Annotated in this window: 23 protein-coding genes; 10 read left to right on the forward strand and 13 right to left on the reverse strand. The window is 68.4% G+C overall.

What is annotated here, in order from left to right:
* Window positions 1-29: 29 nt before the first annotated feature.
* Entirely contained in the window at window positions 30-1,178 is a 1,149-nt protein-coding gene (locus BM310_RS16505) for an ABC transporter ATP-binding protein (RefSeq protein ID WP_089809774.1), read from the reverse strand.
* Between the two features lie 124 nt (window positions 1,179-1,302).
* Here BM310_RS16505 and BM310_RS16510 point away from each other — a divergent pair, with 124 nt between their 5' ends.
* The 5 genes from BM310_RS16510 to BM310_RS16530 all read left to right on the forward strand — a co-directional run bounded on the left by BM310_RS16510 (window position 1,303) and on the right by BM310_RS16530 (window position 6,515).
* A complete protein-coding gene (locus BM310_RS16510) occupies window positions 1,303-2,106 on the forward strand; it encodes a sugar phosphate isomerase/epimerase family protein (RefSeq protein ID WP_089809777.1) in 804 nt (267 codons plus the stop codon).
* Window positions 2,107-2,221: 115 nt separating this feature from the next.
* Entirely contained in the window at window positions 2,222-2,920 is a 699-nt protein-coding gene (locus BM310_RS16515; protein ID WP_089809779.1) for a PIG-L deacetylase family protein, read from the forward strand.
* 250 nt (window positions 2,921-3,170) lie between these two features.
* Complete coding sequence (locus BM310_RS16520; RefSeq protein WP_089809780.1) at window positions 3,171-4,451, forward strand: Cdc6/Cdc18 family protein; 1,281 nt, start codon at window positions 3,171-3,173, stop codon at window positions 4,449-4,451.
* Between the two features lie 55 nt (window positions 4,452-4,506).
* Window positions 4,507-5,505 (forward strand): Gfo/Idh/MocA family protein, encoded by a 999-nt coding sequence (locus tag BM310_RS16525; protein ID WP_089809782.1) that lies wholly within the window; start codon window positions 4,507-4,509, stop codon window positions 5,503-5,505.
* Window positions 5,502-6,515 carry a Gfo/Idh/MocA family protein gene (locus BM310_RS16530; protein WP_089809785.1) on the forward strand — a complete coding sequence of 338 codons (1,014 nt, stop codon included), beginning with the start codon at window positions 5,502-5,504 and terminating at the stop codon, window positions 6,513-6,515. Before BM310_RS16525 ends, BM310_RS16530 begins: the two co-directional genes overlap by 4 nt.
* A 36-nt stretch (window positions 6,516-6,551) precedes the next feature.
* On the opposite strand, the gene BM310_RS16535 is transcribed toward BM310_RS16530, so the two are convergent.
* The 3 genes from BM310_RS16535 to BM310_RS16545 all read right to left on the reverse strand — a co-directional run bounded on the left by BM310_RS16535 (window position 6,552) and on the right by BM310_RS16545 (window position 9,414).
* Window positions 6,552-7,538 carry a Gfo/Idh/MocA family protein gene (locus BM310_RS16535; protein ID WP_089809787.1) on the reverse strand — a complete coding sequence of 329 codons (987 nt, stop codon included), beginning with the start codon at window positions 7,536-7,538 and terminating at the stop codon, window positions 6,552-6,554.
* Window positions 7,535-8,503, reverse strand: a complete 969-nt coding sequence (locus tag BM310_RS16540) for a Gfo/Idh/MocA family protein (protein ID WP_089809789.1) — start codon at window positions 8,501-8,503, stop codon at window positions 7,535-7,537. Before BM310_RS16540 ends, BM310_RS16535 begins: the two co-directional genes overlap by 4 nt.
* Window positions 8,504-8,658: 155 nt before the next feature.
* Complete coding sequence (locus BM310_RS16545; RefSeq protein ID WP_089809790.1) at window positions 8,659-9,414, reverse strand: sugar phosphate isomerase/epimerase family protein; 756 nt, start codon at window positions 9,412-9,414, stop codon at window positions 8,659-8,661.
* A 119-nt stretch (window positions 9,415-9,533) separates the two neighbouring features.
* Between BM310_RS16545 and BM310_RS16550 the strand changes: the two genes are divergently transcribed.
* Window positions 9,534-9,911, forward strand: coding sequence for a Rid family detoxifying hydrolase (locus BM310_RS16550; RefSeq protein WP_089809792.1), 378 nt, complete (start codon window positions 9,534-9,536; stop codon window positions 9,909-9,911).
* Between the two features lie 3 nt (window positions 9,912-9,914).
* On the opposite strand, the gene BM310_RS16555 is transcribed toward BM310_RS16550, so the two are convergent.
* From BM310_RS16555 to BM310_RS16565, 3 genes are all read right to left on the reverse strand, one after another.
* The gene (locus BM310_RS16555) at window positions 9,915-11,123 is read right to left on the reverse strand and encodes an aminotransferase class V-fold PLP-dependent enzyme (protein ID WP_089809794.1); all 1,209 of its coding nucleotides are present in this window, start codon (window positions 11,121-11,123) and stop codon (window positions 9,915-9,917) included.
* A gap of 69 nt (window positions 11,124-11,192) precedes the next feature.
* On the reverse strand, window positions 11,193-12,380 hold the full coding sequence (locus BM310_RS16560) for an aldose 1-epimerase (protein ID WP_089809796.1): 1,188 nt from the start codon (window positions 12,378-12,380) through the stop codon (window positions 11,193-11,195).
* A gap of 198 nt (window positions 12,381-12,578) precedes the next feature.
* Window positions 12,579-13,028 (reverse strand): metal-dependent hydrolase, encoded by a 450-nt coding sequence (locus BM310_RS16565; RefSeq protein ID WP_089809798.1) that lies wholly within the window; start codon window positions 13,026-13,028, stop codon window positions 12,579-12,581.
* A gap of 311 nt (window positions 13,029-13,339) precedes the next feature.
* On the opposite strand from BM310_RS16565, the gene aglF reads away from it, so the two are divergent.
* Window positions 13,340-14,077, forward strand: coding sequence for a UTP--glucose-1-phosphate uridylyltransferase AglF (aglF, locus tag BM310_RS16570; RefSeq protein ID WP_089809800.1), 738 nt, complete (start codon window positions 13,340-13,342; stop codon window positions 14,075-14,077).
* A gap of 26 nt (window positions 14,078-14,103) precedes the next feature.
* On the opposite strand, the gene BM310_RS16575 is transcribed toward aglF, so the two are convergent.
* Complete coding sequence (locus tag BM310_RS16575; protein ID WP_089809939.1) at window positions 14,104-14,892, reverse strand: class I SAM-dependent methyltransferase; 789 nt, start codon at window positions 14,890-14,892, stop codon at window positions 14,104-14,106.
* Between the two features lie 64 nt (window positions 14,893-14,956).
* Window positions 14,957-15,391, reverse strand: coding sequence for a universal stress protein (locus BM310_RS16580; protein WP_089809802.1), 435 nt, complete (start codon window positions 15,389-15,391; stop codon window positions 14,957-14,959).
* A gap of 140 nt (window positions 15,392-15,531) precedes the next feature.
* Here BM310_RS16580 and BM310_RS16585 point away from each other — a divergent pair, with 140 nt between their 5' ends.
* The 3 genes from BM310_RS16585 (at window position 15,532) to BM310_RS21060 (ending at window position 16,879) form a co-directional block, all read left to right on the forward strand.
* Entirely contained in the window at window positions 15,532-15,852 is a 321-nt protein-coding gene (locus BM310_RS16585) for an ASCH domain-containing protein (RefSeq protein ID WP_089809804.1), read from the forward strand.
* Window positions 15,853-16,027: 175 nt separating this feature from the next.
* Window positions 16,028-16,564: a DUF2243 domain-containing protein gene (locus tag BM310_RS16590; RefSeq protein WP_089809807.1), complete on the forward strand. Its 537-nt coding sequence runs from the start codon at window positions 16,028-16,030 to the stop codon at window positions 16,562-16,564.
* A 42-nt stretch (window positions 16,565-16,606) separates the two neighbouring features.
* Window positions 16,607-16,879, forward strand: coding sequence for a hypothetical protein (locus tag BM310_RS21060; RefSeq protein ID WP_218156467.1), 273 nt, complete (start codon window positions 16,607-16,609; stop codon window positions 16,877-16,879).
* A 119-nt stretch (window positions 16,880-16,998) separates the two neighbouring features.
* Here BM310_RS21060 and BM310_RS16600 read toward each other — a convergent pair whose 3' ends face one another.
* The 4 genes from BM310_RS16600 to BM310_RS16615 all read right to left on the reverse strand — a co-directional run bounded on the left by BM310_RS16600 (window position 16,999) and on the right by BM310_RS16615 (window position 21,587).
* The gene (locus BM310_RS16600) at window positions 16,999-17,883 is read right to left on the reverse strand and encodes an aldo/keto reductase (RefSeq protein ID WP_089809811.1); all 885 of its coding nucleotides are present in this window, start codon (window positions 17,881-17,883) and stop codon (window positions 16,999-17,001) included.
* Window positions 17,884-17,920: 37 nt separating this feature from the next.
* The gene (locus BM310_RS16605) at window positions 17,921-18,772 is read right to left on the reverse strand and encodes an RNA ligase family protein (RefSeq protein ID WP_089809813.1); all 852 of its coding nucleotides are present in this window, start codon (window positions 18,770-18,772) and stop codon (window positions 17,921-17,923) included.
* Window positions 18,773-18,874: 102 nt separating this feature from the next.
* Window positions 18,875-19,993 (reverse strand): baeRF10 domain-containing protein, encoded by a 1,119-nt coding sequence (locus BM310_RS16610; RefSeq protein ID WP_089809815.1) that lies wholly within the window; start codon window positions 19,991-19,993, stop codon window positions 18,875-18,877.
* 76 nt (window positions 19,994-20,069) lie between these two features.
* Window positions 20,070-21,587 carry an amidase gene (locus BM310_RS16615; RefSeq protein WP_089809817.1) on the reverse strand — a complete coding sequence of 506 codons (1,518 nt, stop codon included), beginning with the start codon at window positions 21,585-21,587 and terminating at the stop codon, window positions 20,070-20,072.
* Window positions 21,588-21,628 lie beyond the last annotated feature (41 nt).

Below are 21,628 nucleotides of genomic sequence, written 5' to 3' on the forward strand. Positions count from 1 at the left end.
CCGGCGACACAGCCCGGTTCGCTCGGGAGTCAGACGCTCTGGCGGTCCAGCGTCATCTCTTTCGGTGCGGTCCGGTTCTTGATGGCCTCGCCCGTCGCCCCGTCGAACAGGTGTATCTTCTCCTCGGGGAACTCGATGTGGACCGTCGTACCCTCCTCGATGAGCACGTCGCCGCCGACGCTCACGGTGTACGTCACGCCGTCCTCGAGTTCGAAGTAGACGTAGCTGACCTCGCCGAGCGGTTCGACCACCTGCACGGTGACGGGGAACGAGGCGTCCGTCGCCTCCGAGACGACGCGGACGTCCTCCGGTCGGATGCCGAGCGTGAGGGCGTCGCTGGCACCGGCGTCCTCGACCAGCGACTGCGTCTCTCGGCTCAGAGGGTAGGTGAATCGGTCGTGGACGAGTTCGCTCGCGCCGGTCCGGACCGAGACGTCGATGAAGTTCATCGAGGGCGACCCGATGAAGCCGGCGACGAACTCGTTGGCCGGTTCGTGATAACACTCCAGCGGGGTGCCTATCTGCTGGAGTTCGCCGTCGTTCAGGATGGCGACTCGGTCGCCCATCGTCATCGCCTCCGTCTGGTCGTGCGTGACGTAGATAGTCGTGACGCCGAGGCGTTGCTGGAGTTCCTGCAGTTCGGTCCGCATCGTCGTGCGGAGTTTGGCGTCCAGGTTGGAGAGCGGTTCGTCCATCAGGAACACCTCCGGTTCGCGCACGATGGACCGCCCGAGGGCGACACGCTGTTGCTGACCGCCGGACAGTTCGCCGGGCTTCTTCTCCAGGAGGTCCTCGATGCCCATCATCTCGGCCGTCTCCTGCACCCGGTCGCTGATGACCTCCTTCGAGAGGTCGGTCCCCATCCGCAGACCGAACGACATGTTCTCCCGCGCCGTCATGTGGGGGTAGAGCGCGTAGTTCTGGAACACCATCGCCATGTCTCGGTCGGTCGCGCTCTTGTCGGTGATGTCGTCGCCGTTGAGCACGATGGAGCCACTCGACGGGAGTTCGAGACCGGCGATACAGCGGAGCGTCGTCGACTTGCCACAGCCGGACGGGCCGACGAACACGACGAACTCGCCGTCCTCGATGTCGATGTCCAGACCGTCGACGGCGACTATCTCGCCACCGCCGTCCTGAAATACTTTGGTCAACTCTCCCAGGCTAAGCGTTCCCATGTACCGTCAAAATCCTCTCGCGATATAAATTTCTTGCCCCGCGGTGACGGCACGGACCGGTAGCCGTGACATTCGCTCACGTCACACGAACCATTAACTCGGTTCGGGACGCACGTGGGGCCGCATGCAGTTCGCACTGAACCAGATGGGATTCCCAGCGGACGGGCTCGGTCGGAACGCCGAACTCGTCGCCGACGCCGGGTACGACGGCATCGAACCGAACCTGACCGCGGACGGACCGCTCTGGGACGACGACTCGGTCGCCGCGTTCGCCGACCGACTTGACGAACTCGGACTCGCCGTCCCCGCCGTCGCGACGACGCTCCACTGGGACCGCCAGTTGGCGAGCGACGACGACGCCACGCGCGCGGCCGGCATCGACGTGGGCGAACGGATGATCGAACTCGCGGCCGAACTCGGCGCGGGTGCCGTCCTCGTCGTCCCCGGCGTCGTCGGCGAGTCCGAACCGTACGACGAGGTGTACGACCGGGCGCTGAACTCCGTTCGCGCGCTGGCGACCGTCGGCGCCGAACACGGCGTAACCGTCTGCGTCGAGAACGTCTGGAACGACTTCCTGCTCTCGCCGATGGAGTTCGCCGAGTTCGTCGACCGAGCCTCCGCGTCGGGCCCCGTCGGGGCGTACTTCGACGTGGGCAACGTCAGGCGGTTCGGCCACCCCGAGCAGTGGATTCGTATCCTCGGCGACCGCATCGAACGCGTCCACGTGAAGGACTACCGGACCGACGTGGACACGATGGAGGCGTTCACCTATCCGCTGGAGGGCGACGTGGACTGGCCCGCCGTCGAGGCGGCGTTGCGCGACGCCGGCTACGACGGCTGGGTGACCGCGGAGGTTCCGCCGTACCGGACGGCGGCGGAGCGGATGCTCCCGCGCGTGCAGTCGGACCTCTCGTACCTCTTCTCGTGACGCCGCGTCGCTTCCGACGCCGTTCGCGCGCGCTCCCCGACTCGCTCGCCGCGTCGCCGGGCACGCGTCTCGCCCGGCGCAACGCTTATTAGCGGTTTCTCTCACTATCGTGTGTATGCATCTCACAGCAGTAGTCGCGCATCCCGACGACGCAGACATCTTCTGCGGCGGGACGCTCGCAAAGCACGCTGACCGTGGCGACGACGTGACTATCGTGTACATGACCCGCGGCGAGTACGGCGGGTTCGACACCACCGAGGCGGAACTGGCCGCGACGCGCGAGGCAGAGGCGGAGGCGGCCGCCGAGACACTCGGCGCGGAGGCGTCGTTCCTCGACTTCCAGGACGGCCGGGTGACGTACTCGCTGGAGAACCGACTCACCCTCGTCGAAGAACTCCGCGAACTGCGACCGGACGTCGTCCTCACGCACTTCCGCGACGACATGCATCCCGACCACCGCGTCACCTCCCGACTCGTCACCGACGCCTACTACATGTGTTCGCTGCCGCTGTTGGAGACGGACGCGGACCCGTGCGAACCGGACAACGTCTACTACTTCGGCAAGCCGACGTCGTCGTTCGAACCGGAGGTTCACATCGACGTGACCGACCACCACTCGACGAAAGAGGAGGCGATTCTCCAACACGAGTCACAGGTCGAGTGGCTGGAGGAACACGGCGGCATCGACGCGGAGTTCGACGGCCTCGTCGAGGGCGTCCGCGCCGAGGCGCGCGTCCTCGGGCGGACCAGAGGCGTCGAGTTCGCCGAGGGGTTCGTCCCCCTGCACAAAGGGGCCGACGAGTACCTCGGCTGACGGCTTCGGCCAGTCGGCCCCCGTAGTCCCTTCTGTCGACTTCACTCGCTACGAACGCCCGCAGCGACTGCGAACGCCGTTCACGTGAACTCCTTCGGTAGTAAACGACTCACACGGCATTACGATAGTAGGTCTGTAATGCGATACAGGTGAAACGAGGGGAGGGGGTGGTGTTCGGAGACGGGAACGGCCGGCCCTTGCCTGCGACTGCCCGGTGCGTTTATGGAGCGCGTCGGCGTATTGTCAACTCATGACACGGCAGGGCGGACCGGTCGAGAACGCCAGCGGCCTCGGGGACGCGTTCAGCGCGCAGGACCACGTCTTCTCGAAGAAGGAACTCCTCGACGTGGGGTACGTCCCCGACCCGTCCCACATCGTCGCGCGGAACGAGGAGATCCGCCGTCTCGCGACCGCTCTCAACCCCGCCATCACCGGCGACGACCCGAGTAACGTCTTCCTGTACGGGAAGACCGGGACGGGCAAGTCGCTCTGCGCCCGCTACACCACGAACCGCATCGTCGCCGCCGCGAGCGAGAACGACGTCACGGTCGGTCGCGTCATCGTCGACTGTTCGCAGGAGAACACGGAGACGCGCGCCGTGCGAGCGACCGCCCGCGGATTGAACGACCCCGAGGAGACGGACGTCACCGTCCCGGAGAGCGGCTACGGTCGTTCTCGGTACTACAGCCTCCTGTGGGAGGTTCTCGACGACCGCTTCGACGTCGCCTTCGTCGTCCTCGACGAGATAGACTGCCTCGACGGGACGGACTTTCTCATGCAGTTGTCGCGGGCGACGGAGGCGAAGAAACTCCGGCACTGTTCGGTCGGCATCGTCGGCATCAGTAACAAGATCAAGTACCGCGACCGACTGGAGGAACGGGTCAAGAGCAGCCTCCAGGAGCGCGAACTGGTCTTCACCCCGTACGACCGCGAAGCGCTCCGCGAGATAGTCCGCAGTCGATTGGACGCGTTCGACAGCGGCGTGCTCTCTGACGACGCGGTGTCCGAGTGCGCGTCGCTCGCCGCCGAGGAACACGGCGACGCCCGGAAGGCCATCAACCTGCTCCGCCACACCGGCGAACTCGCCGCGAACGAGGGGGCCGACACCATCACCGCCGACCACGTGCGGGAGGCGCGGACCCTCGCCGAACGCGACCGGGTCAGAGCGCTCCTCGCGGGCGCGACGGCCCAACAGAAGGCGGCGCTGCTCTCGGTCGTCTCGCTCGCCCTCGTCGAGAAGACGCGGACGTTCAAGACCGCGGAGGTGTACGCGGCCTACGAGGACATCTGCGCGGACGCGGGACTCGAGACGCTCTCGAAGCGACGCGTCCACGACCTGCTGCGCGAGTGGGAGTTCCTCGAAGTCCTCGAAATCGAACGGACGGGCGACGGACGCGCCCGCGGGAGCTACCTCCAGCACCGGCTCTTAGAGGACCCGTCGGTCGTCCGGTCGGTGTTCGATCAGAGCGACCGATTCGCCGGCGTCGGGTTCACGTCCGGGACGGTCACGACGACGTGGTCGAACATCTAACCGTCGTCCGCGGCTGCACAAACTTTAATACCTCCAGTTCCGCACGATAAATCCGATGCAACGAATTGGACTAGTGGGGAGTGGCTTCATGGCCGAGACCCATGCGAATTGTTACCAAGAGATACCCGGCGCGGAGGTCGTCGCCGTCGCGTCTCTCGAAGACGACAAGGAGGCGTTCGCCGCGGCGCACACGCCGGACGCGGACACGTACGACGACGCCGAACAGATGATGGACGAGGCGGACCTCACCGCCGTCGACATCTGCTCGCCGACGCCGACACACCGACCGTTCATCGAGGCCGCCGTCGACCGCGGGCTCTCGGCGTTCTGCGAGAAACCGCTCGCTCGCACCGCGGCGGACGCGGACGCCATCGTCGACGCCGTCGCGGACGCCGACGTCACCTTCATGACGGGACACGTGTTGCGGTACTTCCCCGAGTACGTCGAGGCGAAGCGACGAATCGACGCCGGCGAAATCGGCGCGCCGGGGACGATGACCACCGAACGGCTCTCGTCGCCGCCGCGCTACGGCACGAACTCGTGGTTCGGCGACAAGGAGCAGAGCGGCGGCGTCCTGCTCGACATGGCCATCCACGACTTCGACTATCTCCGGTGGGTCGTCGGCGAAGTCGACCGCGTGTTCGCCCGGACCGCCGAGTGGGACGACGGCCACTTGCACCAGCACTCGTCGGTCGTCCTCCGCTTCGAGGACGGGACGGTCGGCCACGTCGAAGCCTCCTGGGCCTACCCGGAGGGGTCGCCGTTCGTCACGAGCTACGAGTTCGCGGGGGACGAGGGCTTGCTGGAGTTCGACGCCCGAGACGAGAACGCCGTCCGCGTCTCCGGCGGCGCGGAGGGGGCGAACGCGCCGGCCAGTCCGCTGGCGGTGAGTCCATACACGAAGGAACTCGAACACTTCGTCGAGTGCGCCGAGACCGGTCGGGAGCCGGAAATCACTCCCGACGACGCCCGGCAGGCGGTCAAAATCGCCCTCGCGGCCATCGAGTCGAGCGAGCGCGGTGAACCCGTCGCGCCCGCGGAGGTGGGCACGTGACCGTCCGTCTCGGCATCTGTTCGACCGCGCACCTGCACGCCGACTCCTACGCCGCCGCTCTCGACGACCACCCCGACGCCGAGTTCGTCGGCGTCACCGACGCCGCGGCGGACGCCGACCGGGGTCGCTCGAAGGCCGCGGAGTACGGCGTCGAGTACCGGGACGCCGACGCGTTGCTCGCCGACGCCGACGGCGTCGTCGTCTGCTCGACGAACGTCGACCACCTCGACTGGGTCGAACGCGCCGCCGACGCCGGCGCGGACGTCCTCTGCGAGAAACCCCTCGCGCCGACGGTGGCGGAGGCCGAGGAGATGGTCGAGACCTGTCGGGACGCCGGCGTCAACCTCGGCGTGGCGATGCCGCTCCGCTTCAGCCAACCCGTCCTGAACGCGAAGACGGCGATGGACAACGGCGCGCTGGGCGACCTGCAGTTCCTCCGCGGGACGAACCGCGGGAAGATGCCCGGCGGGTGGTTCGTCGAGAGCGACGCCTCCGGCGGCGGCGCCGTCGTCGACCACTCGGTCCACCTCCTCGACGTGGTCCGATGGATAACCGGTGAGGAGGTCGAGGAAGTGTACGCGGAGGCGGACACGCGCTTCCACGACATCGAGGTCGAAGACGTGAACCTGCTGTCGATGACGCTCACCGACGGCACCGAGTTCGTCCTCGACGGGTCGTGGAGCAAACCCGACGAGTGGGACTTCTGGGGCGACGCGACGCTCCGACTCGTCGGCACCGAGGGCGTCGTCTCCATCGACTGCTTCGACCAGACGATAAAGCAGACGCGCGACGCCGGCGACCCCGGCATCAAGTCGCTCTACTGGGGGTCGAACCCCGACGAGGGACTCGTCGACGACTTCGTGGAGGCCGTCGCGGAGGACCGCCCTCCGTCGAAGACGGGGGCGGACGCCGTCGAGGACGTCGCCGTGGTCGAAGCCGCCTACGAGTCGATAGCCGAGACCGAACCGGTCGCCGTCGAGAAATCGGAACTCACTGCGCCGTCCAACTGAGTCGAACCGCCCGTCGACAGCGCGGAGAACGGAGAGTCAGTACGTCACTTCGACCGGTTCGCCGCGTTCGGCGGACTCGTACGCCGCGGCGATGACGGCGGCGGTCCGGACCGCGTCGTCCATGGACGTGGCCGGGGTCGCCTCGCCGCGAATCGCCGCGACGAACTCGCGCAACAGCGCGTTGTTCGGGTCCGCGCCCCAGAATATCGACTCGTTGCTCCGGTCCTTGCTCGTGTCGCTGACGTGCGTGTACCGTCGGCCGAAGCAGTCCCCGGACAGCGTCGTCTCGGTGCCGACGAGTTCGACGCTCGCGTCCCCCCAGAACGGGTTCTTCTGCGGCGTACTCCACGACCCGTCGAGGAAGAACGACGCGCCGTTCGAGAGCGTCATCGACAGCAGGTTCACGTCCTCGACCGGCAGTTCGTAGAACCGCGTTCCGGTCTCGGCGTACACCTCCTCGACCTCCTCGCTCGTTATCCACCGGACCACGTCGACGATGTGGTCGGTGTGGTCCGCGACGGCTCCCCCGCCGGCGAGTTCGGGGTCGACGAACCAGCCGCCCGGCATCCGACCGCGGTTGGTGCCGGAGACGGAGACGAGTTCGCCGATTGACCCCGCCTCGTAGCGCTCCTTGAGCCGTGCCATCGGTCGGCTGTGCCGAATCGGCATCGCCATTCCCGTCGGCAGGCCGCGCTTCGCACAGCGGTCCCGGATGGCCTTCGCCGTCGAGAGCGACGTCGCGAGCGGTTTCTCGCAGAGGACGGCCACGTCGTGGCGGAGCGCGAGGTCCACCAGTTCCTCGTGGACGGCCGTCGGCGAGCAGACGACGACGCCGTCTGCGGCGCGGACGAGTTCGCGGTGCGTCATCGCCGCGGTACCGACCGTCCCCGCCAGCTTGTGCGCCTGCTCTCTGGTCTGCTCGGAGACGCCGACGAGGTCCACGTCGGGGAGTTTCGCCAGGAGTGCCGCGTACACCTCGGCGTTGACGTGCGCCGTCGAACAGATGCCGACGCGGACGGTCATCGCGACGCCTCCGCGAGGGTCCGCGGTTCACCGGCCGCGATGGACCGCCGCATCGCGACGGCGACTCGCGACGGTCCCGTCGGTTCGACGCCGGCAGGGGGTCTGTCACCGCCGCGGAGGGACTCGACGAACTGGTGCAGGCAGCGTCCCCGGCAGTCGTCCTCCGGTGGGTCCACGTCGACCGGCGTCCCGGCCGCGTGCAACGTCGAGGAGACGTCGCCGTCGTCGAAGTCGAGTCGGCCGTGCGACCCGCTGTACTCCACTTCGACTCGCGGCGCCGGGGGCGAGTCGGCACACCACGTCGTCTCGACGGTGCCGCGCCCGCCCTCTCGGAACGCGAGGACGGCGTGAACGTGGTCGCAGCGGTCACCCTCGCGGGCCCGCGCGAACGCTCGCTCGACCGGACCGAACGTCCACTCGAACACGTCGACGTCGTGTGCGACGACGGCGCAGAGGGCGTCCTCGAACGACTCGACGGCGCGGACGCCGTCGTACGACGCGTTCCAGTCGCCGGCGTCGAACGGCGCGGTCCGTTTGACTCGCGCCACGCCGACGTCGCCGATGCTGCCCGCCTCGACGGCCGAGCGAAGCTGTTCGTACAGTCGGGAGAACCGGTGCGGCGAGTGCGCCGCCACCCACCCGTCGCCGTCCGACGCGAGCGAGACGACGTCGTCGAACCGCGACTCCGAGAGCGCGAACGGCGGGTCGCACCGGACCGGCACTCCGGCGTCGAGTGCGCCCGTCAGCGCGCCCGGGTGCGCGAACCCGGGACCGCAGACGTCGACGCCGTCGACGTCCGTCTCCGCGAGAGCGTCCGCGACCGACTCGTACCGCAGTCCGTCGACCGTCTGGTCCGAGTCGCCTCCGGTGACGACGCCCCTGACGGCCGCGCCGTCCAATCGCGCGTAGCGCGTAGCGTGCGCTTGCACCGCCGCATCGTGCCCGACCACGACGATGCCTTCCATGCGAATCTGTACCGTATCGCCTCTGATAAGCATTGTGACCTGTCGCGTCTCCGGCGTCGCAGAACGGCGGACCGTATCGGGAGACTGCGACGGGGTTGGCGTCACCGACGGCCTCCCCACCGGCGACGCTCGTCCGCCAGTCGCGCCGCGGCGACTCAGGTCTCGTCGAGGAGCGCCGCCACCCGGTCCGTGCTCGACGCGAGCGTCGCCGCCGGGTCGGTCGTCAACCCGTTCTCGTGGACGACCCACGCCGCGTCGGCGTCGACGGCCGCCCGGGCGCACGCCGGGAGGTCAACCACTCCCTCGCCGAGTTCGACGTGCAGGGTGTCGTCGTCGCCGGGGACCGTATCGGTCAGGTGGACCAGCGAGATGCGGTCGGCGTAGCGGTCGAGATACGCCGTCGGGTCGACGCCGCCGTGCCGCGCCAGTCCCACGTCGAACTCCAGTCCCAGTCGGTCGTCGGTCCGCGTCGCGAACGCGTCGTACGCCGTCTCGCCGTCGCCGTCCACGGCGGCGAACTCGTAGGCGTGGTTGTGGTAGTGCGTCTCGAAGCCGTCCTCGCGGAGTCGGTCGGCGAGCGAGGAGAGTTCATCGGCCGTCGCCTCAACCGCGGCCACCGACGCGAACCCCTCCTCGCCGTACGTCGGGACGACGATGCGCTCGCAGCCGACGGTCCGGTACGCCCCGACCGTCTCGTCGTACTCCGTCCGGAGCGTTTCGAGGGGGACGTGCGCGCCGACGGCTTCGAGTCCGGTTTCGGCGAGTACGTCGGCGACCGCTTCGGGCGTCTGCTCGCCGAGGCCGGCGAACTCGACGCCCTCGTAGGCGGTGTCGGCGACGCGGTGCAGCGTCTCCGTCAGCGACGCGTCGAGTCCTCTGAGCGTGTACAGCTGAATCGCTGGGCGGACCATCTCACCGGCGAGACGCGTGCCACTCACAAAGTCGTTCCCCCGCCGTACTCTCGCGGACCGGTCGCGGGCCGCGCGGGAGTAACGACTAAGCCCGCCGCCGTACACGACACGGACGACGCATGGAAGAGATTCAGACCGACGCAGCACCCGCCAGCATCGGCCCCTTCTCGCAGGGAATCAGGGACGGCGACCGCATCTTCGTCTCCGGACAGGGCCCGGTCGACCCGGACTCCGGCGACGTGGTGAGCGAGGACATTCGCGAGCAGACCGCGCGGACGCTCGAAAACGTCGCGGCCGTCCTCGAAGCGGGCGGCAGTTCGCTCGACGGCGTCGTGAAGACGACGGTGTTCGTCACGGACATGTCGGACTACGACGCCATCAACGAGGTGTACGAGGAGTACGTGTCGGAGCCGTACCCGGCGCGGAGCGCCGTCGAAGTCGCCGACCTGCCGATAGACATCGGCGTCGAGATAGAAGTCGTCGCCTCGGCGGAGTGAGGCTCAGAGGTAGCTTCGGATTCGCTCGGCGACGTACGCGGCCTCCTCGTCGTCGAGACACATCGGGTTGACGGCGAACAGGTCGTCCTGTAACTCGTCGGACCCGACGAATATTCGCGGGTCCTCTTTTCGGAGCGACCCCACCAGTTCCACCGCGTCGACACCGGCGGCGTCGGGATGGACCTCGACCCGGAGTTCGGGCGCGACCATCAGTTTCCCGCCCGGTTCCCGTCGCAGCGAGAGCCCCTCGCAGTCCGCGAGTTCGTCGGCGACGACGTCGAGTCGGCGCTCCCACTCGGCGTCGAGGGCCGCCTGATCCTCCTCGACGAACGCCTCCAACGCCGCGATGAGTCCGACGAGTTCCTCCTTGCCCACCTTCAGCGTCCGTCCGATGCCCTGCCGCGGGACGCCGGCGAGCGACTCCTTGTCGAACAGTTCGCTCGGGGGGTCCCAGACGGACTCGGCGACGTGCATGTCCAGATGCTGGAGTGCGGCCGAGCGGACGTACTCTCGCTTCCCCGCGAGGATGCCCGTCGTCTGCGGGCCGCGGATGGCTTTCCCGCCGCTGAAGACGACCATGTCCGCGCCCGCCTCGACGAACGCCGAGAGGTTCTCCCGCGGCGGCACCTCGGCGGCAGCGTCCACGATGACCGGCACGTCGTGGTCGTGCGCGACGTCGACCACCGTCTCCAGCGACGGCGCGCTGAACGCCTTCTCCATGTAGCCGACGGCGGCCGTCTCCTCGGTGATTGCCTCGGCCAGTTCCCACGGTTCGGTGCCGTTCGACCCCGTCCCGAGGTAGTTGTCGTTGTTGCCGACGTCGACGATGGTCGCGCCCGCGGCGCGGAACGCGTGGTCGTAGCCGTTGCGGTGGGTTCGCGGCATCACTATCTCGCTCGGGACGCCCTCCGTGTCGGGCAGGCGGGACATCGCCCCCAGGTCGTCGCCGGCGATTGCGGCCGCCGCGGCCAGCGTCATACACGCCGCCGCGCCGCTACCGACGTACCCCGCCTCCGCGCCCGTCACCTCGGAGACGAGTTCGCCCGCGCGCACCTGCAGGTCCGAGAGTCGCACGAACGACTCGGCAGCCCGGCTCATCGCCTCGACCGCCTCCGGTCGGATGAGACTCCCGCCGATGCGCGTCTTCGTCCCGGCGGCGTTGACCACGCGCGGGACGCCCAACTCGTCGTAGACGGTGGTTTCCTCGTCCATGACTACCGGGACGTGCGCGGCCGGAGGTTAAGAAACGTGGGTCTCTCGCACCTCCCGCCGCGCGCCGGCCTACGCCGCGTCGTCGTCCCTCGTGCCGTCTCCTCTCGTTCCGTCTCTCGCCGCGCCGTCTCTCGCCGCGCCGTCTCTCGCCGCGCCGTCTCCCGCCGTGTCGTCGCCGCGTTCGGTCCCGCGCACCTCGCCGTCGGGCGTGACGGATTCGACCGACGAGAGGCCGCCGTACGTCGTCGCGACGAACTCGGCCGACACCGTCTCGCCCGGAGACAGCGTCTTCACCGTCCCCGTCGCTCGCTGGCCGTCCGTGTCGCCGGGGTAGGCGGTGGTCGGTTCGAGACCGACGTTGTACGTGCGGTTCCAGAACGGCGCCTCCTCGTACCCGCCGAACGGCTGCCAGTACCACAGCGTCTCGAACGGGTCAGTCGGGAAGCGGAGGGCGAACCCGAGGTCCACGTCCGGATTCGTGAGCGCGTACCAGCCGTCTTCGAGGTCCACTGCGTACGCCAAGTCGTGAATCACGGCGTCTGCGTCGGGGAAGTCGGACGAGAGGTCGACTTCGCCGCCGTCGTCCGCGGGCGCGTCCGGCCAGTCGAACGCCGCTCCGCTCTCCAGTCGCCTGTTCGGGTACGCGTCGCCGTACTCCTCGACGACGCCTCGCCGCGCCGGCACGTCCAACCGGGCCTCCGGCCCGAGCAACGGGCGGCCGAGGGCGAGGTGCTGTTGCCACACGTAGTCGAGTTCGACGCCGCCTTCGTTCGTCACGCGCTCCTCCACTCGGAGTCGCGACTCCCCGGCCCGCATCGTCAGTTCTCGCTCGACGGTGAACGGGTAGCGCACGAGTTCGACGTCGAGGCGGACGGTCACGGCGTCGCCGTCGGCGCGGGTGACCGTCGCGTCCCACGGCAGCAACGCGCTCTCGCCGTGCAGACCGTACTCGCTGCCGGCGATGTCGTGCCCGCCGCCGGCGTTCGGCAGGTTCGTCTGCCACCCGCCCGGGTAGTGGTCGTTCCACGTCGAGTTCGCGTCCGACGGGAGGTACCGGTCCGCCGGTGCACTCCAGTTGTGCGGCGCGTGCCACAGTACGTCCACGTCGGTTCGCTTGTCGCGGAACGAGACGACGTCGCCGCCCTTCTCGGCGAGGACGACGACGCGCAGGTGACTGTTCTCCAAGAGGACGGCGTCGAGTCCGCGGTACGCGTAGTCCGTGGTGACGCGGACGTCGCTGTTCCAGTCGGGGCGCATACGCCGCCCGGTTCGTGCCACGAGGTAACAGTGTTGTGGGTGCCGGCGGGGCGACGGCCGAACGGCGACCGGTTCGCCTCCCGCTTCGAGCGAGCATCCGCGTCGACGGCCGAAAAATCGGCGACGTAACGCCACCTATATTCTGCTTTCGACTTCCGTAGATGTATTTCGGAATTCGACTTACAGATACGCGGATATTTATTTAGAACAGGAGATAATGAAGGCGGATGCTTCTTTTTCTCCCTGAAAGTTGTCATCCACCGACGAACTGTTTTCAGACGGCTCTAATACCGGAGATACGAACGCCGCGAGGTGATAGTCACCCGAGTAGAGCGTGCCGACGGCGTCGCCGAGCAGGTGGGTGAACACGCCGACGGCGAACGCGGATACGACCGACACCCCGCCGAATCGTCGCGCGACGGCGAACGCGACGGCGCAGACGAACACGGCCACGAACAGCGAGTGACCGATAGCTCGCCCGTCGAAGACGCCGAACCACCAGTTGAGCGGTTTGTCGACCAGGTCCGGCAACTGCGTCCCCACGGCGAGTGCGAGCACCGGTAACTCCCGCGGTGCCCTCCGGTGTCGTATCCTCGTCGCCACCGTGTAGACGAGGTAGCCGACGGCCAGGTGACCCCACGGCATCATCGTGACTACATCACCGTTCGACTTCGAACTCGGGCGGCTCACTGATAGAAATGGTGACACGTATCCGTCCACCTCCGGCGCTGAAGGTGGTCGACCAACGGTCTCCGGGGGTCCGTTCGGTCGTCTCGTCCGCCCCTCGATGATGGCGACAATCCCCGTCACGTCGGCGACTATTCGTCGCCTAACACGACGAAACACTTCGTATCGGTCGGCTCTCGGGACTTTGCAACGCCCTAAGACTCGCCTCGGCGCGGACGGCAGAGCGGTAGTGAGAGGATAACAATACTTCGCAGCGACGTGGCACCTCACTGATGAAAGCAGTCGTACTCGCCGCAGGGAAGGGGACCCGACTTCGTCCGCTCACCGAAGACAAACCGAAGGGGATGGTCGAGGTGGACGGCGAACCCATCCTGACGCACTGCTTCGACAAACTCACCGAGTTGGGCGCCGACGAGTTGGTCGTCGTCGTCGGCTACCTGAAGGAGCGGATAATCGAACACTACGGCGACGAGTACGAGGGGACCCCGATAACCTACGCGCACCAGCGCGAACAGAAGGGCCTCGCTCACGCGTTGCTCAGCGTCGAGGAGCACATCGACGACGATTTCATGCTCATTCTCGGCGACAACATCTTCGACGCGAACCTCGCGGACGTGGTCAAGCGCCAGCGAGAGGACCGCGCGGACGCCGCGTTCCTGGTCGAGGAGGTGCCGTACGAGGAGGCCAGTCGCTACGGCGTCTGCGACACCAACGCCTACGGCGAGATTACGGACGTCATCGAGAAACCGGACGACCCGCCGTCGAACCTCGTGATGACGGGGTTCTACACGTTCTCGCCCGCCATCTTCCACGCCTGCCACCTCGTCCAACCCTCCAACCGCGGCGAGTACGAGATAAGCGAGGCCATCGACCTCCTGATTCGCAGCGGTCGAACCATCGACGCGATCGGCCTCGACGGCTGGCGCATCGACGTCGGCTACCCGGAGGACAGAGACGAGGCGGAACGGCGGTTACAGGGGAAAGAAGTCGAACAGACGCCGGAGGCGTAGGCGTCGGACTATCGAACTCCGGACCGCTACCGCCTGTCGCGCCTTCCCGACGCGTTCTCCGCCGCGTCCCCCTCTGACCGCCGAGTCCGCGACGAACCGCCCGACGACCGGAAGGCGAGACTGTACATCTCGCCCGCCGACTCCGACCCGATTTCCGCGCCCGTCCGCTCCGCCGCCGTCGCCAACCGCGTTCCCACCTCCCCGTCTATCCGCTCTGCGGCACGTCGAGCGACGCCGACGTGCGCCCGGACGTGGCTCTCGGTCCACGGAACCGGGTCCAACAGCGTCGCCCGTCGGTCGAACGTCCACCCGCTTCCGACGAACAGACGCCGGAGAACGTCGGCCGGGTAGAACGTCACCGCGGGCCGGCCGTCGGCGGCCTCCGTCGCCGCGTTCTCCAGTGCGAACAGCCGTCGCATCTCGGCGTCCTCGGGGAGGGGTTCGTAGTCGTCGACGACGAGGTGACTCCCCGGCGACGCCACGCGGGTCACCTCGGCGACGATGGCCTCCAGTTCGGCGGGTGCGACGAGGTTGAACAGTCCGTGTGCGGTGACGAGTTCGACCGAATCGGTCGGGAGGGGAAGGGCGCGACCGTCCGCCTCCAGAACGCTCGCCCGCGACTGCTGGTTGGTTCCGAGGCGGTCACGGACGAGACGCGCGTGTTCGGGGTCGTTCGTGACCGCGTAGACGCGTTCGGCGCCCGCGTCGAGGAGCCCACAGGTGGCGTTGCCGACGCCGGCCCCGGCTTCGAGGCAGACGGCTCCCTCCACGGGGCGGTCCGCGAGTGCGGCCCGAACCGTCCGCGGGACGTCCATGCGACGGCGGACGCGTTCGGACGACATAGTTCGAACGGTGTCCCGCGAGCGAGGGACAGGCCCCTCAGTCGTCGCCGTTGACGTTCACCGTCAACACGGGGACGGGCGCGTCGGCGACGACGCGGGCCGAGACGCTCCCGACCATGTTCTCCTGATAGTTCGACCCGTGGGTCCCCATGGTCACGACGTCGACGCCGGCCGTCTCGATGTAGTCGATGATCTCTTCGGCGGGGTTGCCGCGTCGCAGGACGGTGGTGGCCTCGACGCCCTCGGCTTCGAGTCGGTCGAGCGCTGCGGTCGTCGCCTCCTTCCCCTTCCCTTCGAGTTCGCCGACCACGTCGTCGACGAGGTCGGACGCCAGCGTGATGAACGCGCGGTCGTCGACGACGTAGAGGACGTGGACGGTCGCGTCGTGCTTCCGCGCGAGGTCGATAGTGTGCGCGTAGACGGGTTCCATCGAGTCGGTCCCATCCGTGGGCAGCAGGATATCGTCGTACATCGGGTTCGTTCGAAGGTCTGCGTTCAGACGGTAAGAACACTTTCATACGTTCTTGCGGGTCGAGAACTGGCGAAATCCGCCCCCGACAGACGCCCGACGAGTGAGAGAGACTTTTGATTCGGGCGCCCCAACGGCCGCGCATGGCAGCAATCGACGCCGACGACCTGCTCCCGAACGACCGCGTCCAGCAATCGGTTCTGGACGGCGACGTGACGCAACTCACCCGCGGGGCGAGTAACCGGTACGCGGAGGAGGGCGACACGTTCGAAGTCGACGGCGAGACGTTCGCCGTCGTCAGCGTGGAACGACGAACGCTCGGCGACTTCACCGACGCCGACGCCCGACGCGAGGGCTCGGAGTCGCTCGAGGCGTACAAACGGCGCATGAAACGCGTCCACCCGGGCGACTTCGAGTGGGACGACGGGAGCGAGGTGCTGACGTACCGCTTCGAGCGTCGCTGACGAATCCAACTACGGCGCTCCCTCTCGCCGCCGCTTCCTCCCTTCTCGACCGCGGCCCCGTCCCCGACCGCTCGACGACCGACAGTCCGAACCGGTCGTGCGAACCGGTCGGTACTTACGCGGCCGGCGTGTGCAGGTCACGCCCTTTCGACCGTCCGCCCCGAACCGAGCGCCGATGAGCGACAGTTCGAAACACGGGTCGCTGCTCGGTTCGGGCGGCCGCGCCGCGTCCGACGGCGTGACCCTTCGGGCCCTCCTGGCCGCCGGCGTCTTCGGCTTCGGGTTCAGCGGCCTCGTCGACGTCCTCGTGTTGCACCACGTCCTCCAGTGGCACCACCTCGTCTCGGGTATCTATCCGACGGACACCCTCGCCGGCCTGCGGACGAACATTTTCGCGGACGGCGCGTTCTCGCTCGCGATGCTCGTCATCACGTGCGTCGGCGGCGGACTCCTGTGGCAGTCCGAACGCCGTGCGGACGCGCCGTTGGCGATTCGCCCCGTCGCGGGCGCGGCGGTGATGGGTCTCGGGGCGTTCGACCTGTACGACGTCGTCGTGGACCACATGCTGTTGGGGCTCCACCAGCCCCTGTCCGCGGGCGGACGGTACAACCCGCACTGGACCGTGGTCAGCCTCCTGCTCGTCGCCGCCGGGTACTACGTCTATCGTACCGGGACGCGCGACGCGTCGGGAGAGACGGCCGAATCGACCTGAATGCGCCGCCCCTCGACGCCGAATCACGACCGAGACGGACCGATGCCAGGCGACCAACACCACCCCTCGACGGCCGTCGCTCCGCCGGGCGTCCTACTGACGGCCGTCTCCACACTGCTCGCCCCGCCCCCGGTCATCCTCTCGGCGGCCGTCCACCCCGCGACCGTCCCCTTGCACGGCGCGGTGCGGACGCCGGTTCCGCACTGGGTAGTGCTCCTCGGCTCCGTCCCCGCACTCTGGCTCCTCGCTGCCGCCGTCGTCGTCGCGGTGGACCGACTACACCGGCGGTTCCGTCGGTCCGATGGTGCGGACTGACACGCCGGAGGGACGCGTCGTCGCCGTCGCGCGTCGACTCCCGCCGACAGTCGCCGCGGCGTCCGAGGTTCGGGCGCGAGACGACGGCCGGTGCGTTCGACCCACCCTTCACGCTCCGCTCAGTGGTGTAGCTGCTCGGGCACCGGACTCCCCTCGTGGCGGAGCCGTTCGACCAGCGAGCGTTGCGCGGCGTCGTCCATGCCGTCGTACCGGGCGGCGGCGTCGAGCACCATCGAGACGAGTTTCGGGTCGCCCGGGGAGACGACGCTCGTGACGCCCTGCGCGGCCGCGAAGTCGAATCGCTCGCGAATCTCGTCGGGGCGGCTGACCGGTTCGTACCAGTTCGCGAACGGTCGGTCCGCCTCCGGCAGTTCGTCGGTGGACGGCCACGACCCCTTGGCGAACGCCTTGATGCAGAGCGTGCCGATGTCCTCCTCCTCGCAGCGTTCGAGGACGCGTTCGTAGTCGTACTCGTCGCCGTCCTTCCCGACGACGACGGGGTTCAGCGGGAACATCAGCGATTCGAGGTCGTCGATTCGGTCGATGGCGTCGAGAATCAGTTGGGGCGACCCGTGACTCGTCAGGCCGATGTGGTCTACGAGCCCCTCTTCCTTGGCGTCGCGGAACGCCGCCAGCGCGCCGTCGTCGGCCGTAATCGCGTCGAGTTCCTCCTCGTACTCCAGCCCGTGGACCTGGTAGAGGTCGATTTTCTCCACGCCGAGGCGGTTCAGCGACCGTTCGAGCTTCCGTCTCGCCCCGTCGTAGTCGCGTTCCTGCGTCTTGCAGCCGAGGAAGACGTCCTCGCGGTGCTGTCGGAGTTTCGGTCCGAGTTTGAGTTCGGCGTCGCCGTACGTCGGAGCGACGTCGAAGTGGTTCACGCCGTGGTCGAGGACGTGTTCGACCATCTGGTTCGCCCCCTCCTGTTCGAGCCAGTTGAGCGCGATGGTGCCGAACGTCGCTATCGTGCTGTCGTGACCCGTCTCGCCGAGTGTGCGCGTCTCCATGTTCGGTTGTACTCCCCACCGTCGAATAAAGGATAGCCTACCCGCGCCGCTGAAGGAACGCCCGAGTTCTGGCGGCGACGGCCGACCGGAACGCCGCCGGGTCCACGTCGCTCTCGTGGTGGTGCAGTCGCGCGTGCGACTCCCTGAAGGCCGCTTCGAGGGCGCGTTCGTACACCGAATCGACCGTGACCGGTCGCCCCCGCGCCTCGAGTTCCGCCGCGATACGCTCGAACCGCTCCCGGGGAACGAGTTCCGCTGCGACGCCGTCGGCGTCACCCTCGACCGGTTTGACGGCCGTTTTCTCGCGAAAGTCGGGGTGTCCGAGCGTCGCACGCTGACCCCCCTTGCCCCGTTTGTTCCGGACGACGACGCCCTTGGCAGGCCCGTCGTACCACGCCGAGTCCGGGACTTCGTAGCCGTCGGGGTCGAAATCGCGCGTGTTCCGCTCCTTCTCGAACGCGTTGACCGGGTGGAGTCCCAGCCGGTCGAAAATCTGCTCGGCGGCGTCGGGCGGCCGGAACTCCCCCGCGTCGGCCGACCAGACGTCGTACCCGAGGAACGACGGCGTCCGCGTCCAGTCGTACGCTATCGACCGCCGCGTGGTGGCCACGCCGAAGAAGACGACGTCCTCGACGTTCGGGACGGCCGCTCGGAGCGCGTCCCTGTCGAGGTTCTCGCGGACGTGCCTGACGGCGTGTCGGTACGACTCGGGGACGGAATCGGGGTCGCCGTACACCCGTCGCTCGTCGCCGAACCGGACGATTCCGGCGTCGTCGAGACCGAAGCGGAACCACGCCCCGTCCACGAGTTCGAGAATCCACAGGTGACCGCTGGAGAGCAGTTCGTCGGGGGCGTCGGAGAGCGACGGGAGTGCGGGAAAGTCCTTCATGCGTGAGAGAGACGGCCGTCGGTCGGAGTTCTCTCTCGGAGCTGATAAGTCCGGGGTACGCCGGGTTCGCCCGTCAGGGCGACCGGACGCGACCCGTCGTCCTCACTCGACGGGGAACCGGAGCAGCGCGCCGACGCCGTCGAACGCCGCTTCGAGTCGGTCGGTCCGGTCGAGTCCCGTCGGGGCGACGACGCTCTCGCCGCCCTGCTGTTCGGCGCGTTCGACCAGCGACTGCACCTCCGCCTCGGGGAGCGAGTCCGCGACGAGCAGCGTCTCGACGGCCTCCAGTTCGAGCGCTTCCTCGACGCCCTCGCGGCCCGTCGCGACGGGCGTCTCGTCGCCGTCGAGCGCGTCGAACAACCGGTCGAGCGTCTCCCGGGCGTCGGTCGTGCCGAGTTCGCCCGCCGACTCGGCCGCGTCGACGAGTTGTCTGAGGCCCTGTTCGGAGGCGTACTCCACCTCGAACGACCCGGTGACGGCGTCCCCGACCGGTTCGGGCAGGTGGTCGCCGTCCCGGAACTGCTCGACGACGACGTCGCTGCCGCCCAGGAGGAGCCCCGATGCCTCGAACTCGGCCTCGGGACTCGCCTCGTCGGCACCCTCGACGGGCGCGTCGTCGAGGAAGACGCGCGCGGCCGCCGAGCCGATTTCGTCGAAGAACTCCTCGGTCCGCTCCTCGCTTCGGCCCTCGAAGCGGTTCTCGTTCCGCCCCTCGGCCGCCTGCTTGCTCGGCACGTCGCTCTCGACGGTGTCGACGTGGGTGATGGTCTCGCCGTCGTACCGCCCGAACGCCGCGCTCTCGCGAGCGACGACCAGGAGGCCGTGGGTGTCGGTTCGCTCCGTCGCGGGTTCCAGCGGGTCCGTGTCGAACTCGTTGGCGTGCCCGTACGCCGACTCGGAGACGGGTGCCGGCAGGTCGTCGAAGACGTACTGGACGAGGTCGGTGTCCGAGACGCCGACGTAGGCGGCGAACCCGTTCTCGGGCGTCTCCTCGTAGTCGTGGAGGAGACGCCGCGTCTCCTCCAGCGCCCGTTCGAGGGGTCGTCGGACCTCCTCGCGGACGTCGAGGTACTCCGCCTCGGCGTGTTCCGATTCGACGCGTCGCTGCATCGCCTGCATCGACTCGTCGGGCGGGACCGCGACGGTGACGAGTTGTTCGCCGTCCGCTTCGGTGGCCGAGACCGCTTCGATTCGGTCGTGGAGGGAGTCGTGTGTAGACATGCGTTCTGAGTGTTCGTTTCTCCCCTCGCCGAATGGAAGAATCTTGTCGCCGGTGTGTTGGCACGTCTCGTGCGACCTACGCTCCGTCCAGCGGGCCGAACCGCTCCGGCGGCGTTCGGGGGTCGGTCGCGCGCTCGAACCCGTAGCCCAACTCGAACAGGTGCGGTTCGGCGAACCGCCGTCCGAGCAGTTCGACGCCGACCGGGAGTCCGTCGTCCGTGAAGCCGGCCGGCAGCACCATCGCGGGCAGTCCCGTGTGGGCGGCGAGTTCGCAGTTCATCTCCGAGAACGGCTGGTGTTCGGGAATCTCGACCGGGGGGACGCGCGACGGCGGGTACAGCAACGCGTCCAGGTCGTCCTCGACCATCCGGGCGAGGACCGCCTCCCGGAGTTCCGTCCGCCGTCGGAGTCGCCGGAGGTAGTCGGCGTCCTCCTCCAGCGTGTCGGCGTCGACGTCGAGGATGCCCGCGGCTTCGAACCGCGACTCGACCGAGGGCGTAATCGTCCCCGTCTCGTAGACGGCGGCCAGCGAGTCGTGCGGTGCCGCGCCGCCGAGGCGCGCGAGGTAGCGGTCGAAGTCGCGAGCGAACTCGTGCGGGATGACGCGCGCGCTCCCGAGGGCGTCCGCGTCGACGACGTCCACCGGGTCGACTACCGTCGCGCCGGCCGCGGCCATCGCCTCGATGGCGTCGTCGACGACGGCCGTCACGGCCGCGGCGTCGGCTTCGGACGCGCTGGTCTCGTCGTGGACGCCGAAGAACTCCCGGGCGACGCCGATTCGCGCCCCGTCGAGCCCGTCGGGGTCGAGATGCGAGACGTAGCCGTCCGCCGGAACCTCGTCCGCGCCGGTCGCCGTGACCGGGTCCTCGGGGTCGTAGCCGGCCATCGCGTCCAGCATCCGCGCGGCGTCTTCGACGGTCCTCGTGACGGGCCCCGCGGTGTCCTGCGTCTCGCTCAGCGGGACGATTCCCGTCCGGCTCACCAGCCCTCGCGTCGGACGGACGCCCACGAGGGCGTTGAACGCGGGCGGCGACCGGACCGACGAGCAGGTGTCCGACCCGGTGCCGACGGTGGCGAGGTTGGCGGCGACGGCCGCGGCCGTCCCACCGCTGGACCCCGAGGGCCGCCGGCCGAGGTCGTATGCGTTCCGCGTCGCGCCGCCGAGCGAACTCACGGTGTCGACGCCGAACGACAGTTCCTGCAGGTTCGCCTTCGCGAGAATCACCGCGCCCGCCTCGCGAAGTCGTTCGACGACGAACGCGTCGCGCGGCGGCCGCGAGTCCGCGAGCGCCACCGATCCCGCCGTCGTCGGCATGTCGTGGGTGTCCTGATTGTCCTTGAGAAGTACGGGGACGCCGTGGAGCGGTCCCACCGGGCCGTCCTCGGCGAACCGCGCGTCGAGGTCACGGGCGCGTCGCCGCGCGTCGTCGTTCACGGTCAGAATCGCGTTCAGGTCGTCGTCGTAGGCGTCGATGCGGGCCAGATAGCGCTCGACCAGCGCTTCGGCGGTGATTCGTCCGTCGGTCATGGCGGCGTGAACCTCGGCGACGGTCGTCTCGACGAACTCGAAGGAGTCGGGTGGCGCGGTGGACATCGTCGGGAGTCAACTCGTGTGTGCGGACTCGGACCACGGAC

The sequence above is a fragment of the Halogeometricum rufum genome, from assembly GCF_900112175.1.
Classification (GTDB): Archaea; Halobacteriota; Halobacteria; order Halobacteriales; family Haloferacaceae; genus Halogeometricum; species Halogeometricum rufum.

Coding starts and splice junctions, on each gene's coding strand:
- BM310_RS16565 (WP_089809798.1), bottom strand. CDS start 13,028: ATGATGCCGTGGGGTCACCTGGCCGTCGGCTACCTCGTCTACACGGTG.
- BM310_RS21060 (WP_218156467.1), top strand. CDS start 16,607: ATGCCAGGCGACCAACACCACCCCTCGACGGCCGTCGCTCCGCCGGGC.
- BM310_RS16535 (WP_089809787.1), bottom strand. CDS start 7,538: ATGACCGTCCGCGTCGGCATCTGTTCGACGGCGCACGTCAACGCCGAG.
- BM310_RS16520 (WP_089809780.1), top strand. CDS start 3,171: ATGACACGGCAGGGCGGACCGGTCGAGAACGCCAGCGGCCTCGGGGAC.
- BM310_RS16540 (WP_089809789.1), bottom strand. CDS start 8,503: ATGGAAGGCATCGTCGTGGTCGGGCACGATGCGGCGGTGCAAGCGCAC.
- BM310_RS16610 (WP_089809815.1), bottom strand. CDS start 19,993: ATGTCTACACACGACTCCCTCCACGACCGAATCGAAGCGGTCTCGGCC.
- BM310_RS16605 (WP_089809813.1), bottom strand. CDS start 18,772: ATGAAGGACTTTCCCGCACTCCCGTCGCTCTCCGACGCCCCCGACGAA.
- aglF (WP_089809800.1), top strand. CDS start 13,340: ATGAAAGCAGTCGTACTCGCCGCAGGGAAGGGGACCCGACTTCGTCCG.
- BM310_RS16555 (WP_089809794.1), bottom strand. CDS start 11,123: ATGGACGAGGAAACCACCGTCTACGACGAGTTGGGCGTCCCGCGCGTG.
- BM310_RS16545 (WP_089809790.1), bottom strand. CDS start 9,414: ATGGTCCGCCCAGCGATTCAGCTGTACACGCTCAGAGGACTCGACGCG.
- BM310_RS16590 (WP_089809807.1), top strand. CDS start 16,028: ATGAGCGACAGTTCGAAACACGGGTCGCTGCTCGGTTCGGGCGGCCGC.
- BM310_RS16575 (WP_089809939.1), bottom strand. CDS start 14,892: ATGGACGTCCCGCGGACGGTTCGGGCCGCACTCGCGGACCGCCCCGTG.
- BM310_RS16515 (WP_089809779.1), top strand. CDS start 2,222: ATGCATCTCACAGCAGTAGTCGCGCATCCCGACGACGCAGACATCTTC.
- BM310_RS16525 (WP_089809782.1), top strand. CDS start 4,507: ATGCAACGAATTGGACTAGTGGGGAGTGGCTTCATGGCCGAGACCCAT.
- BM310_RS16550 (WP_089809792.1), top strand. CDS start 9,534: ATGGAAGAGATTCAGACCGACGCAGCACCCGCCAGCATCGGCCCCTTC.
- BM310_RS16505 (WP_089809774.1), bottom strand. CDS start 1,178: ATGGGAACGCTTAGCCTGGGAGAGTTGACCAAAGTATTTCAGGACGGC.
- BM310_RS16600 (WP_089809811.1), bottom strand. CDS start 17,883: ATGGAGACGCGCACACTCGGCGAGACGGGTCACGACAGCACGATAGCG.
- BM310_RS16510 (WP_089809777.1), top strand. CDS start 1,303: ATGCAGTTCGCACTGAACCAGATGGGATTCCCAGCGGACGGGCTCGGT.
- BM310_RS16615 (WP_089809817.1), bottom strand. CDS start 21,587: ATGTCCACCGCGCCACCCGACTCCTTCGAGTTCGTCGAGACGACCGTC.
- BM310_RS16580 (WP_089809802.1), bottom strand. CDS start 15,391: ATGTACGACGATATCCTGCTGCCCACGGATGGGACCGACTCGATGGAA.
- BM310_RS16585 (WP_089809804.1), top strand. CDS start 15,532: ATGGCAGCAATCGACGCCGACGACCTGCTCCCGAACGACCGCGTCCAG.
- BM310_RS16560 (WP_089809796.1), bottom strand. CDS start 12,380: ATGCGCCCCGACTGGAACAGCGACGTCCGCGTCACCACGGACTACGCG.